The organism is Spirosoma migulaei (assembly GCF_054776855.1).
The window spans coordinates 37,407-52,885 of the sequence record NZ_BAAHBG010000004.1 but is presented as its reverse complement, the minus strand read 5'-3'; the positions used below and the strand labels follow the sequence as shown (position 1 = coordinate 52,885).

Sequence of the window (15,479 nt, the reverse complement as noted above, 5' to 3'; positions counted from 1 at the left end):
CCAGAGTTTAACAGGTTAGCGTGCCTGAGTGTTTTGTGAATGCTTGTTTATAGAATGAAAAATCAGGAACGAACTCTCCTCTATGAATTAAAAGAAATTGCCAGTTGGTGGAGCTGAAGATAAGCTTCACTAAGTTGCCTACTCCATCCACACGGCCAATGGAAAGAGGCTCCGGCTGAGCCTTTTATAGGTTTGGAACCCGTTTATCTACCAACAATGAGAATGGCAAACTGGATTTTCTCTACACGCCCGCTGCCAGGTCTACAGTCCATAACCAGGTTTCCAGAATGATAATTGCCTCTGAATTTATAAAATAGCCTGGGCTGCTATAGGTAATGCATACTGACCGATCCAGATTTACTGACCGTATGGATAGCAATGTGTCTAATTGGTTGAAATTTCGCCCCGGGCACCAATCGAAAACTCATCGTCGAAGCTGATGCTCACAACACTTGTATCGCGCACGCCCGGATGCTCTTTGATAAATCGCTGACTAGCGTTTTCCTCGCTACTGTTTAAATAAGCTTTTCTCCACGGCTTCGGTGTAATAGAACCATATCCGGTAACAATGACTAGTGTGTTGGTTGCCATGAGTGAAAATTGGGTTAAATGCTTTTAGGGTGAAGTAAGGGTGATTTAGTACGGCTGACTTAGGGCTTGTAAACTAGGTATTGACCGATCAGGCTTCGTAGCCCTGTGAGGTACTAGTTTGAACAAACAAGGGAGGAGCGATAAAACAACCAACTCCCATAGACGGGGGTTGGCTGTAAGGAACCGAACATATAAGTTTGGATTCAACGAACGTATAACAGGCTGGTAATAAGAAAGTTTTAAATAAGCCTGAACTATTCTCCCAGTAGAGGAAACAAAACAAAAAGGGCAACTCCATGAGTTGCCCTAAAAATATACAAGCTATTAAGCACCTGGGTGTATATATAGTTGGAAAAGTATCATTGCTAGCGCTGTATCAACAGCCGCAACGTTGTGGGCGATTGCCCGGCAGGCGTAAGCCGAATCAGGTAAAGGCCGTCAGGCAATTGGCTCGTGTTGACGCGGTACGGCTCTATAGGAGCAGTCTCCAACTGCGTCTGCTCAAGTGTACGGCCCATAAGATCGTTAAGTTGTAGTCCTATAGGTTGGCCACTAGCGGGGCTTAGGTCGATCAGCACATGGTCGCGGGCTGGGTTAGGCCATAGTTTGAACGCCACCCCCGTTTCCAAAGCGCCCACTCTGGCCCCGGTCGGACAGGTTTTCTCCACAATACTCCACTGCTGCTGTTGTCCCGACCCCAGGGTCAGCTGGCTGATGGGGGCTCCCTCAGCCGTGCTGGCATTGCGAACCGTGAGGGCCTTGCCCGAATTGCGGTTGGTGAAGGTGAAATAGCCCTCCGTGTTGCGCGCCAACCGCCACTGCTGATGCCCACCGCCCCAATACGTCCATTGCTCCGCCAAGGCATCATCGGCCGTCGAGGAGTTGGCCACCTGAATGCCTTTCTGGGTAGACAACACCTGGATGCTGTAGTAGTCCCCGCCGGAAGCGATGAATCGCCAGCCCTGGGTGAGTTTGTTGGCATCGGTCTGCTGGGTGAGTTTGTCGCCATCGCTCTGGGCGGTTCCTTCCACGCCCAGCACTTTGCCGCTGAGTCGGGACACGAGTCGATAGCACTTGTTGGCCTCAACCGCCGAAACCGAGACCGGTGCCGACGACGTGACCGCTGTTGGGGTAGTGCTAACTTCTACGCCCCCCGACCAGCCGTTGCCTGCATGGGCATACACCCGGAAATAATAGGGTTGCCCTGCCGTCAGGTCGGTTACCACTACCGAGGTTGACGTACCCTGATAGAGCACCTTGCCGCCCCCCGGAAAATCAGAACCATTGCCTGTAAAGCTTGGGTTAGCTGTGTAGGTAGATTCGAGTGGAATGCCAGTAAGTCCTGAGCCCGCTCGGCCCATCACCAGCACTTTGTCGAAGGGTAGGGTAGGGTTGGTCCAGTTGAGCCGCACACTGCTGCTACTGAGTGTAGTCGCTGTCAGGCCGGTAATAGTAAGCTTGGATGAGTTGCAGTCGGGATAGATCTTGACCGAATCCTGCGCCGACGTAGTACCGCCAATCCCTGTCACATTCAGTGTAATCACGTAATAGGTATCCACACCATCGCAGCCTACGGGCGAAATATCAATGACAGGATTGATATCCGACCGCGTAGTCACCAGTTGCTCGCTATTGCCCCGGCGCAGTTTTACTCGCCATAGTATAGAATTGCTGGAGCCTGCATTTGTAATAGTAGCGGCCAGCGTATAACTGGTACTCTTATCAAGGGCATACTTGGTAGTAGCGACCGGATTGGTGATTTTGGCCGTTGGAGCGGTATTGGTGAGCGAAATGTTGAATACCTGGCTGGTACTTCGTTGCCCTTTGCTATCGGTTACCGTGAGCTGAGCGGTATAACTTGTTATTGTACCTGATCCATGCTGCCCTGTTTGTGTCGTGAACACCTTCACGGGATTGGCTACGTTCAAGTAGGTGCCATCACTAAACGCCCACTCATAGAAAAGCTGATCGCCGTCGGGGTCATAGGATTTGTCGCCGGTGAAGGTCACGCTCAGGGGCGAACTGCCCGTTAACGGGGAAGTGGTGGCAACAACAACGGGAGGACGGTTGGCGGTGACTGCTACCGGAGTAGCACTAACCTCTACGCCCCCCGACCAGCCGTTGCCTGCATGGGCATATACCCGGAAATAATAGGGTTGCCCTGCCGTCAGGTCGGTTACCACTACCGAGGTCGACGTACCCTGATAGAGCACCTTGCCGCCACCCGGCAAGTCAGACCCGTTACCTGTGAAGCTGGGGTTGGCCGTATAATTAGGTTCGAGCGGAATGTCCGTAAGACCTGAGCCCGCTCGGCCTACCACCAGCACTTTGTCGAAGGGTAGGGTAGGGTTGGTCCAGTTGAGCCGCACACTGCTGCTGCTGAGTGTAGTCGCTGTTAGGCCAGTAACGGTCAATTTAGGTGAGTTACAATCCGGGTAAATCTTGACTGAATCCTGGCCCGAAAGATTATTGAAATCCGTCACTTTCACTGTAATCACGTAATAATAGTCTTCTCCGTCGCAGCCTACGGGCGAGATGTCGATAACCGGATTCGCTCCTGACGTGGTTTTTACAAGCTGTTCGCGGCTGTTGTGGCGTAGCTTCACCTGCCAGAGTTGAGAACTGATGCTGCCAGTGACCGTAGCGCCCAGGGTATAGCTGGTGGACTTGTCGAGGGGATATTTAGCATTGTTGATTGGGTTGGTGATCTTAACCGTTGGGTTACTATTGTTGAGCTTGACCGAAAATGTCTGAACCGGGCTCCGCAGCCCTTTACTATCGATGACCGTCAACTGAACTGTATAGTTAAGAATCAACCCAACACCCTGACTCCCGGCCTTCGCCGTGAATACCTTCACGGGGTTCGCTTCGGTGGAAAAAGCGCTGCCGTCACCAAAGTTCCATTCGTAGGTAATGGGGTCACCGTCGGGATCGTAGGATTTGTTGCCGGTGAAGGTCACGCTCAGGGGCGAGGTTCCTGTTAGCGAAGTGGAGGTAGCCACGGCTACAGGCGACTGATTGGTGGCAGTGGCCGTACAACTACGCTCCTCAATACTCCACTGCTGCTGTTGTCCCGATCCCAGGGTCAGCTGGCTGATGGGGGCTCCCTCAGCTGTGCTGGCATTGCGAACCGTGAGAACCTTGCCCGAATTGCGGTTGGTGAAGGTGAAATAGCCCTCCGTGTTGCGCGCCAACCGCCACTGCTGATGCCCACCGCCCCAATACGTCCATTGCTCCGCCAGGGCATCATCGGCCGTCGAGGAGTTGGCCACCTGAATGCCTTTCTGGGTAGACAACACCTGGATGCTGTAGTAGTCCCCGCCGGAAGCGATGAATCGCCAGCCCTGGGTGAGTTTGTTGGCATCGGTCTGCTGGGTGAGTTTGTCGCCATCGCTCTGGGCGGTTCCTTCCACGCCCAGCACTTTGCCGCTGAGTCGGGACACGAGTCGATAGCACTTGTTGGCCTCAACCGCCGAAACCGAGACCGGTGCCGACAGGTTAGCTGCTGCACGTGTAACCGAGGAGACTAGTACGGGTCGTAAACCAGTTCCGTCGCTAATTTTTGGTACCTCGCCAATCGTGTTGACGCTCGTTGGTAGCGATAGGCCAAGTACAGTGGTCAGGCTTCCCAATAAACAAAGGAGGCCAATAAAAAAGCTGTGCCCAATGGCACACAGCTTCGCAATGTAGGTAAACATTGAGTTCATGGGGGAAATAAATATGGGTTAGATAATGGTACTAAAACGCACGTAACGATAGCCTTGCGAACCACCTGACTATCTACTCCAACGGGGGGCGATACAGGCAACGAAATGCTCGTTAAATACGATGGCAAATACCGAAAATGCCCGCTTAACCGCTAGCATTCTCGTAGCATTCTTTGTCACTCTCGTTCCATTTTACTAAAAAATGGCTGAAATCAGGCGGTATAAAGATCAGTTCTGCTTTCTAACTACCGATCGGCAAAAAATCATCTCTATATGTTTTTAAACCTTGGTAATACAGTCCTCTCAACTTTTGCGCTTACAACCCATTAATAATTCTGGCGTAGACGTTATTGGACAAATTGCCATCGTAGGTCATGGTCAGATCATCGGCCACATTAACCGTAATACTGGCCGTACTGCCTGAGTTAGCCGTGGTTCGGGTGATACTAAACCCTAAACTCGATTCGCCACCTCCCGTAATAAAGGTCCCTGAGTTCATAGTCAGGGTCAGTTGTCGAGCCGCTAGTGTATTGGTGACTGACCACTGCCCATTATTGACCGCCACTGTGCCTCCCCCCGACACATTGATACTGGCTATGGCTGGTGCAAATGAGATGGTGTAGCCTACTGGTGCCGTGATGGTAATGGTCACTTTGCCCGATGAGGTAGGCAAACCCGCCACCTCAAAGACGTTGACCACAAAGTTGCCCACTGCTGCGGTACCCGATGCGGCAAAGTTGGCCTGAGGTAAATCCAGCGTAATGGTCAAATCCGAACCCACCACCGGCACACTGGCAGTAGCTGTACATCCCGTGGCATTGGTCAGGGTGACCGAGTAGTTGCCACTGGTGGTCACCGAGATCATCGGCGAGGTTTGGCCCGTCGACCAAAGGAAGGAGCCAGTTCCGCTGGCAGTCAGGGTAGCGGTCGGGTTGGCGTTGGTTAGGGTAGCACTGGTTGGGCTGACGCTGAGAGCTGGCACGACGACGTTACTGATAACCGTGGTGCTGGTGCTGCTCACACAACCACTGGCATTGGCCACCGTGACAGAATACGTACCAGCCGTAGTAATCGACTGAGTGTTGCCGGTGCCGGGCAATATCGTCCCGCTACCGTTGGTAAACGTATAGGAATCACCACCCGAAGCGGTTAAGGTCACCGCAGGCAGCGTGCAACTGATGGGGCCATTGTTGGTCAGGCTGGGTATCGGTAATGAATTCACGGTTACATCAGTCGTTGCAGAGGCTAACTGACCATTGTTTCTGACAAGTAGGGTAAAACTCTGGCTGCCTGACTCAGAAGACGTTAGGTCCTGGCTGAAAGCGGCACCAGTTTTTAGCCCAGTGGTCGGTGTACCAATCCCATTGGTGAGTGTATAGTTGTAGGATCCCGACACATTACCCACCGTAGCGGTGAAGGTAATAGGGCTACCCACGCATACACTGGTGTTCACCGTTCCAAAATCAGCAATGGTGGGTGTGTTGTCTGTAATGGTCAGGATGTAATTAGCTCCCACACCCGAACAGCCATTGGCATCAGTAACCCGAACGGTGATGGTAAAGCTACCACTCTCAGTAGGTGTACCTGATAAAAGGCCGGTGTTCGATAAACTCAACCCATCGGGTAAACTACCGCTGGCCACACTGAAACTACGGGGAGATGTCCCACCGCTGGCGGTGAAAGTCTGACTGAAAGCCGACCCCTGAGTGACCGTTGTGACGGTGGGATTGTTAACCGACACCGTAGCGATAGCGCCAGTTACTGTTGTGGTAGTGGTACTCACACAACCACTGGCATTGGCCGCTCTTACCGTATAGGTACCTGCGATAGTCACATCCACGGTATTGGATGCTCCCGGTGTGCCGATTACCCCACTACTATTGGTGAACGTATAGGAATCACCACCTGAAGCGGTTAAGGTCACCGTACTCAACGTGCAACTAATAGGGCCGTTGTTGGTCAGGCTGGTTACAGGCAATGAACTCACGCTTACATCAGTCGTTGCTGATGCCGACTGACTATTAGCTCTGACAATCAGCGTGAAGCTCTGACTTCCTGAGCCCGCAGACGTCAGGTTCTGGCTGAAGGAAGCACTCGTTTTGGTGCCGGTTGTTGGGGTGTTGACTCCGTTGGTGAGTGTGTAGCTGTAAGTCCCTGTTACATTGCTGATTGTAGCCGTGAAGGTGACAGGACTACCCACACAAACTGCGTTGTTCACTGCGGCAAAATCGGCAATGGTGGGCGTGTTGTCTGTAATCGTCAGCACATAAGCCGCGCCCACTCCAGAGCATCCGTTGGCATCGGTAGCGCCCACGGCAATCGTGAAGCTACCTCCTTCGGTGGGTGTACCCGACAGGTTACCGGTAGTCGATAAACTCAGGCCATCCGGCAAACTACCGCTGGCTACGCTGAAGCTACGGGGAGTTGCCCCACCTGAAGCAGCAAAGTTCTGGCTAAATGCTACATTCACGATGCCACTTCTTGTGGTCGGGTTGGTAACGGTGATAGTGGGTATTGATCCGGTAACGGTGGTGGTGGTGGTACTCACACAACCACTGGCATTAGCGACTCTGACCGTATAGGTGCCTGATGTGCCCACATCTACTGTGTTAGCTGCCCCTGGCGTGCCTATCATTGTGCTACCACTCGTGGTGAACGTGTAGGAGTTGCCGCCCGAGGCAGTTAAGGTCACCGCAGGCAGGGTGCAGCTGATCGGCCCATTGTTGGTCAGGCCAGGTGTTGGCAATGCATTCACCATTATATCAGTAGTGGCAAATGCCGACTGGTTGTTGTCGCTGATAATCAGCCTGAAGCTCTGGCTGCCTGAACCCGCAGAAGTTAGGGTCTGGCTGAAGGAAGCACTCGTTTTGGTACCAGTTGTCGGGGTGCTGATTCCGTTGGTGAGTGTGTAGCTGTAAGCCCCCGTTACATTGCTGATTGTAGCCGTGAAAGTAACTGAGCTGCCCGCACAAACCGCATCGTTAACAGCCGCAAAGCCTGCAATAATGGGGGTGTTATCCACAATCGTCAAGATATAGGTAGCACCTACACCCGAACAGCCATTGACATCAGTGGCTCGTACAGTGATGGGGAAACTACCACTTTGCGTAGGTGTACCCGACAAGACACCGGTGGTCGATAAGTTTAGTCCTGTTGGCAAGCTACCACTGGCCACACTGAACCTACGGGGAGAAGTGCCCCCCTGTGCGCTGAAGTCCTGACTAAACGCTGCATTCTTTACTCCGTTTGCCGTAGTTGGGTTGTCGACAGTGACGGTCGCAACGATGGTGCCTACTGTGGTAGTGGTGGTACTCGCACAGCCAGTAGCATTGGCCACTCGCACTGTATAGCCACCTGACGTGGTCACATTCGCGGTGTTCGATGAACCCGGTGTCCCTACTACCACTCCACCCATCGTGAATGTATAGGAAGTGCCGCCCGAAGCCGTCAGAGTTACGGTAGTCATGGTGCAACTGACGGGTCCATTATTGCTCAGACTAGGAACCGGAAATGGACTTACAGTTATGTTGGCAATTGCTGATGTCGGCTGACCGTTGTCACTGATAACCAATGTATAGCTTTGATTTCCCGATCCAGAAGGAGTCACATTCAGGCTGAAAGCAGCACCACTTTTTACACCAATTGACGGGAGGTTGATGCCATTCGTGAGCGTGTAGTTGTAGTTGCCTGTTACGTTGCCAATTGTAGCCGTGAAGGTGAAGGGGCTACCCACACACATACTCGTATTCACTGCTGCAAAATCGGTAATGATAGGTGTGTTATCTGCAACGGTCATCACATAAGCTGCTCCAATGCCAGAACAGCCATTGGCATCTGTAGCTCGTACCGTAATGGTAAAACTACCACCCTGGGTGGGTGTACCCGACAACACTCCTGTAGTAGACAGACTTAAGCCATCCGGCAAACTGCCGCTAGCTAAGCTGAAACTACGAGGGGTCAGCCCACCACTGGCCAGAAAGGTCTGACTAAAGAACGTGCCCTGGTTAGCCGTTGTGGTCGAAGGGTTCGACACCGACACGGTGGCCGTGCTGCCCATAATGACCTGCGTGGCCACTGAAATACAGCCGTTAGGAGCTATAACCGAGACCGAATAGGTACCTGATTCGGTAACGGTCCGGATGGCATTCGTCGTATTATTGTCCCAGCGGTAAGTACCTCCGCCGGTGGCCGTTAGGCTTAAGCTGGTGGTGGTGCAGGTTATTGTGCTACTGGCTGGAGCCAGAATACTAGCTGTCGGTGGATCTGTGTTGCCCATAATAACCTGCGTGGCCACTGCAGTACAGCCGTTAGGAGCTCTAACGGTTACAGAATAGCTACCTGCTGCGGTAACGGTTCGGATGGCACTGGTCGTATTGTTGTCCCAGCGGTAAGTACCTCCGCCGGTGGCCGTCAGGCTTAGGCTAGTGGTGGTGCAGGTTATTGTGCTACTGGCTGGAGCCAGAATACTAGCTGTCGGTGGATCTGTGTCGCCAAGGACGGTCGTGCTGGTGGTACTGACACAGCCATTGGCATTGCCGACCCTAACCGAATACGTACCAGGGGTAGTTACCGTTAGGATGTTGCCTGATTCGGCCAAAACCTCACCACTACTGTTAACAAAGGTGTACGATGTACCGCCGGTAGCTGTCAATCGAACACTAGGATCGGCACAGGTCAGGATACCATTGCTCTCTAACCTAGCTGTGGGTAAGCTATTTGCTGTTATCCTTAGCGTAGCTGTGCTGCTGCAACTCTGCCCACTACTAATCACCACCGTGAAGGTTTTCACGCCTGAAGTGGTCAGCGTTGCCGACACGGTCTGGTCTGAACTACTGCTTAGCATGGCTCCGGCTGGGCTTAGCCAGTTGTACGTGTAGCCGCTTCCACCGTTAGCACTTAAACTGACTACGCTCTGGACACAGACTTCAGCCTGATCAGCCGAAGCCTGGGCCAAAAACCCGTCACTGCCAACACCCGTATTACAGAATGTGTTGAAGTCGCCCTCTCCTGGCAGGCCTGGGTTATTACTTAAGTAAATAGTATGTCCTACTCCACAAAGCGCTGTTAATGAAGCCGGGAAGCAACCGCTCAACTGATTAGTACTTAAATTAAGGGCAATTAGGTTGGGTAGAGCACCCAAGCTAGCAGGAATGTTACCCGTTAACTGATTTCTATTTAAATCAATGGATTGCAGACTCGTAGGCAGATTCGTTGGAATGCCACCCGTTAACTGATTGTTATATAAATTAATCTCTATCAGTTTGGTTAGCGTATTCAGGTTGGTCGGTATACTACCCGTTAACCGGTTATCATTTAAATTAAGTCTTTCTATGTTCTTAGGCAGATTAGTCGGAATGCTACCGGTTAACTGATTATCCTGTAACTCAAATCCTTGCAGGCTCGTCGGTAGGCTCGTGGGAATGTTCCCTGTCAGCTGATTCTCACTTACATTAAAGTTTAGCAGGCTGGTCAAAGCACTCAGGTTACCTGGGATAGTACCTGTAAACTGATTAGCACTTAGAATAATATACTGAATACTGGTCATGGCAAACAAATTAGCAGGAAGGCTACCCGTTAGCTGATTGTGCTGTAATTCAAGGTATTGCAGATTTGTAGGCAGATTAGCAGGAATACTACCTGTTAACTGATTATGATGTAAATAAAGATAGCGCAGGTTGGTCAGTGTAGTTAGATCGGTAGGAATCGAACCCGTCAAGGTATTGTTATCCAGTTCGATGTCAGTCAGGGCGGTTAAATTGATCAATCCAGTAGGAATGCTGCCACCCAACTGTGAATTCTGGTTAATTCGAAGCACGGTTAAACCTGTGAGCCCGCTCAGACTAGCGGGAAGACTACCTACCAGGTTGTTACTAGTTAAAGAGACTTCATTAACTCGTCCATTATCACAGGTTAGACCAAACCACGGTTGCCCACCATTACCCGTGCAGGGGTCAGTACCGTTACCCCAGCCTGTATGGTTGGTCCAGTTTGGCCCATTCGTGCTAGTATACAGATCCATCAAAGGCTGGTAATCAAGCGTTGAGAGGGGGGCAGCTTCTAAACGGGCCTTAGTCTCACTAATTTTCTTTCCCCCGTTGTGAACTATCTCGAACGAGGCTTCTCCGGCTGGATGCATAACTTTCGGCCCATCGCTGGTCAGCCAGCCATCACGTAAAAGACGGTCAGTTCCTCCACTTAAATCCGTATATCCGGCCCGTATGCTATCGACAGTTGTTGAATCGGTAATAGCATCGATCATGGGTGTACTAGAACCGATGGATTTTCCCTGAGCGAGCAGGCCGACGCAGAGCAGTGTAATTAGCAGGCTATGCACCCGCAAAATGGTACAATGAGTGAGCTGTAAAAGAGGGGTCATAACTACTATTGACTAAGGATTTAAGATTTTTCGGAGACAGTCGATTCCTGCATCCGATCGATTGACGGGAAGAAAAACAGAAAGATGTGTGAAGCGGAAAGCGTTTATCAGTTGGCTAAACCGTCAGGAGCAATATCCTGAACTCCCTCGGTAAGGGTATACATGCAGCAGCGAGCGGGATACAAACCCGGTGTTTCGTATTGAGCCGGTTACGCACACAGCGTCGGATTGGAGGAGGCTATTAGTCCGTTTGGTACAGCCCAAAACAGGAGAGGTTAGCAGTAAATTGAGGAAGAAATGGTTCATACGTTGGCGGTAGAGTAGGCTTGAGATTTAGCGATAAATTGCCCCGGCAAGTACTGCACCTGGCGTCTCAACCGCTACCATATATGTTGCATTGTTTGTCAATTTAGGTGCATCGAACAAAAAAAAAGCCCAAAATTGGGCTTGGTAAGGGTGAAGTCGACAAATAAGATACCATTCGAATTATTTCGTAAACTAAATTTAAGCAGTGAGTGGTGGCTCGTCTTTTACAGCTCGTCCGGTTACGGTTCGACTATACTGCGAGGGTAATGTGTGGTAGCGTTCCTGAAATACTTTGGTAAAGTAGGATGGGTTATCAAACCCGACGGCGTAGGCTATTTGCGTTACGCTCTCCTCACCCTCAAGTAATAATTCGGTCGCTTTAGTCAGCCGTATCTCCCGAATAAAGTTAGTTGGGCTGGTGTCGGCTATAGCTCTCAGTTTCCGGTTAAGCTGCGTGCGACTCAGGTTAGCAGCCTCGGCCAAAGCTTCTACATTAAACGCCGGGTCACTCAGGTTTTGGTTAACAATAGCCGACAGCCGGTCGAGGAATCTCTGGTCGGCAGGGGGCAGGTCTGGTGTTGCCCCGGTGGTTGTTGAGGTTGCAGGTGGCTCGCTGTTAGTGGGAGCCTGATGGCTAAACCAGTGATACAGTCGTTCGCGCTGTTGAATCAGGTTGTTTGCCCGCACCCGTAGTTCGGCCGGGTTGAAAGGTTTGGTTAGGTAGTCATCAGCCCCTAGCTCGAAACCCTCAATTCGATCTTCTACCCTTGCCTTAGCCGTCAACATGATCACCGGAATGTGACTGGTGACTTCCTGTGCTTTCAGTGCTTTACAAAAGCCAAATCCATCAAGTTGGGGCATCATCAGATCGCAGATGATTACGTTAGGTAAACTAGCCGTCGCTTTTTCCAGGCCGTCCAATCCATCTTCGGCTTCAATGATGTGGTAGTCCGATTCGAACACAGTCCGCACGTAAGCTCGGATGTCGGCATTATCATCAATAATGAGCAGAATGTTATCGGTCGCTGGGGTTGGTAAATTCGTATCGGTCAAAACTACCGGGAGGTTATCGCTAGGTTCTGCCGTTTCCATCATCTCGAAGCCATCTGCTACCGATTGTTGTTCGATACCTGCTAGCGGTAGGCGAACCTTGAAGTTCGTGCCTACTCCCTCTGTGCTAGACACGGTGATTGTACCCCCAAGTATCTTTAACAACTCGCTAACCAGTGATAATCCGATACCTGTGCCTTCATAGGTCTGCGAACCGCCGATGCGGTTCGCTTTAACCTGATAAAACCGCTCGAAAATGGTCGCTAGATTCGCTGGGCCAATACCAATACCCGTATCCTCTACCGAAATGACTAATTCACCGGTTGAGGACGGGGAAGGATAGTCGACATGCAAATGGACCTGCTTCCCCGCTGGGGTGAATTTGAACGCGTTTGAGAGTAGGTTGGTTACTATTTTTTCGATTTTGTCATGATCGAAACTAGTTTGAAAATGGGCATATTGCTGTGAGAACGAGAACCGGATTTGTCGACTCTCGGCCAGCGAGCTAAACGAACTGGCCAGGGTTCGAAAGAACGTAGCCATGTCGCCAGTTTCCAGTGTCGGCTGAAGTTGACCCGCCGATAGTTTACTCAGATCCAGGAGTTGGTTGATCAGGCGGAGTAGCCGATTACTGTTCTGTTCCATTAGATTCACAACCGATGCAGTTAACGTGACCACATTTTCCGTCCGAAGCTGTTCTTTCAGCGCAGTCAGCGGACCCAGAATCAACGTGAGGGGTGTGCGAAATTCGTGGGAAATGTTCGTAAAAAATTGCGTTTTCAGTGCATCGAGTTCCGCCAATCGGCTGGCTTCTTTCTGCTCAAAAGCCACCTGCTGCTGCAACAACCACCGTTGTTTCTGGAACTGGTATAGCTGCCAGATAATGACAATCGACCCAAGTATATACAGCAAATAGGCCCACCAACTACGATAAAATGGCGGATGTACCCGAATCTGCAAATCGACAGGCTTACTCCATATCTGACCATCGGTCGAGCCCATCACATGCAGGGTGTAGTTACCATCAGGCAATTGGGCATAGTTCGCAAATCGGTTTGTACCGGCTTCCACCCAGTTCTGGTCAATACCCTCCAGCCGATATCGATATTGATTTTTGGCCGAATTGGCATAATCCATTACCGAAAATTCCAGGGTTACCAGATTTTGCGTATACGACAAATCAAGCCGCTGTGTTTGCTCTATACTTTCTGGCAAGATGCCATCTGAGGCCCCCACGGCAACAGCTTCGTTATTGATTTTTAGCCCAATGATCTGAACGGGGGGAGTCGATCCGGCAGTTGTAGCCGCCACGTCTTTAGGTTGAAACGCGGTTAGCCCGTTTACGCCCCCAAAGAGTAGTTCGCCCGATGCGGTTTTAAGAAATGAACCCGTATTAAATTCATCGTCCTGAAGTCCATCGGCCTTGGTGTAATTACGAAACCGGAAGGTTCGGGGATTAAACTGAGCCAGGCCCCGATTGGTGCTCATCCAGAGATTGTTAAACTCATCAGCCAGTATTCCGTAAACCACTTTGTTGGGCAAGCCCTGGGCTTCGGTAAAGTGCCGGAACTGCCCGGTCTGTTTATCGAGTCGTTCCAGTCCACCCCCTTTTGTACTTACCCAGAGGTAGTTGCCCGGCCGATCAGGGTCGTCGATAGTGCTCGATACAAAATCGTTGCTCAGGCTTTCGCGTTTAGTGATATCGTTTTTATAGATCGAAAAGGTGGGTTTTGTTTGCGGATGATCAGCCCGGATAAGGCCACTCTGGGTGCCAATCCAGCCCGTACCGGCTCTATCGAAATACAGCGAGTAGGTTTCGACTTCGGCAGCCTGCCGGGGCAGCAGATGCTGGTAAGAAAATACGGTAAAGCGTTCGGTAGTCGGGTTGAACTGGAGGAGTTTGCCATTCATAGCCCCGATCCAGAGATACCCGGCTTTGTCTTCCCGAATCTGATTGCCATATAAACCGAAGGCAGTGCCGGGCGGTAAGAGATAGGTCTTGAGCCGTTGCCAATTCGTTGAATACTTAACTAGCTGATGGAGAGATGAGTTGCGCTGAGAGCTAACGACGGCAGTCCAGAAAAAACCCTGATGGTCCTGCATGAGGTAACTTGGTCGATCGGCCTGAGCCGATCGGCTTTTATTCAGAAACGATATCCAGCGATTGTTGGAACGGTCTAAACGGCCATAGTCGAACTGACTCCGCACATAGGTCTGCCCCTGTTGATCCTGAAATAAGTACGAAAGGGAGATGTTGGGCAGGTAGGCTTTAAACTGCTTGATACGGGGACTGAATTTACGCAGTCCATAGCCCGCTGTACCTACCCATATGTTCCCGGTTCGATCAATGAGGAGTTTCGTTACGCCAAACAGGTTCGGTGGCATAACGGCAAAAGCGTTACGTACCGATAGACTATCCTGTGCATAGAGCTGAGCGGGCGACATAAGCCATAAAAAGTCTGGCGTTGCTACCGCTACCGTACCGTTATCCATTGCTTCCAGATACAAATTGAAGTTTTTAGTAGGCGGCAACTTAATCGCTTTTCGTTTGGCCTGCTGCCAGCCAACAAGTGTATCGGTACTAAACCCAAACCAATAATCGGGCTGTTGCCCGTCTGGGGTTGCCTTGAACAGAGTGGCCAATGAGCCAAAGCGTTTGATTTGCGAATAGCCGGCAGGTTGAGGCTGTCGCCAGCTTAGTGTGTATAGGTCTCGGGCTGCACTAACCACCACTTGGCCATCGTCATGAAAGCTGATTCGTACGGGTGCACTGCCACTGCTGGCTCCATCTAACGGAAATGAAAATCGGCTGAACCGAACCTGGGGCATAGCATCAGCCTGCTGTGGAAAGCCGTTTCTTAGCGAATCAGATAAGGTAATTTTAACGAGTTTGTTCTGACTGGTGCCAACCCAGATGTTGCCGTCTGGATCTTCTGCCAGTAAACTAATCTCATAATTTCCCGCGTCAGGAGAGGCCGGATCACTCATGTCGATATGGTAGAACCGTTGGGTTCGGTCATCATATAAATTGAGCCCCCGGTTTAGCGTTCCTATCCATAACCGCCCATGACGATCAACCAGTAAGGTCGAACACGCGTTAGACGACAGACTGTATTTGTTATAGGGATCGTGTGTGAAAACGGTGAAAGTATAGCCATCATAGCGATTCAGTCCGTCCTTTGTGGCTACCCAGATAAATCCTTTCCTGTCTTGCTTAAGATCAAAGATCATTCCCTGCGAAAGCCCATCAGAAATAGTTAGCTCCTGCCAGCCTTTTTCCGACGACTGGGTTTGTTGGGCAAGCAGTGTACACGGTAAAATAACGAAGAGTAAGTAGAGGAAACGCATGGTAAAGATCAATTGACTCTCAAAATACGTAAATTTGATCATAGCCGATTGTATTCAACTCTTACTCATTTCTAAGAAAAGACTTTGGCAATCCAGTATTA

General features: G+C 50.8%; 4 protein-coding genes. All 4 read right to left on the bottom strand.

Annotated features, from left to right (window positions below; all coding sequences use genetic code 11):
* Positions 1-384 precede the first annotated feature (384 nt).
* The 4 genes from ACYVGO_RS04835 to ACYVGO_RS04820 all read right to left on the bottom strand — a co-directional run bounded on the left by ACYVGO_RS04835 (position 385) and on the right by ACYVGO_RS04820 (position 15,378).
* A complete protein-coding gene (locus tag ACYVGO_RS04835; protein ID WP_142775665.1) occupies positions 385-591 on the bottom strand; it encodes a hypothetical protein in 207 nt (68 codons plus the stop codon).
* Positions 592-956: 365 nt separating this feature from the next.
* Positions 957-4,298, bottom strand: coding sequence for an RICIN domain-containing protein (locus ACYVGO_RS04830; protein WP_460967969.1), 3,342 nt, complete (start codon positions 4,296-4,298; stop codon positions 957-959).
* A 316-nt stretch (positions 4,299-4,614) separates the two neighbouring features.
* A complete protein-coding gene (locus tag ACYVGO_RS04825; RefSeq protein WP_460967967.1) occupies positions 4,615-10,674 on the bottom strand; it encodes a beta strand repeat-containing protein in 6,060 nt (2,019 codons plus the stop codon).
* Positions 10,675-11,178: 504 nt separating this feature from the next.
* On the bottom strand, positions 11,179-15,378 hold the full coding sequence (locus ACYVGO_RS04820) for a hybrid sensor histidine kinase/response regulator transcription factor (RefSeq protein WP_460967965.1): 4,200 nt from the start codon (positions 15,376-15,378) through the stop codon (positions 11,179-11,181).
* Positions 15,379-15,479: the final 101 nt, after the last annotated feature.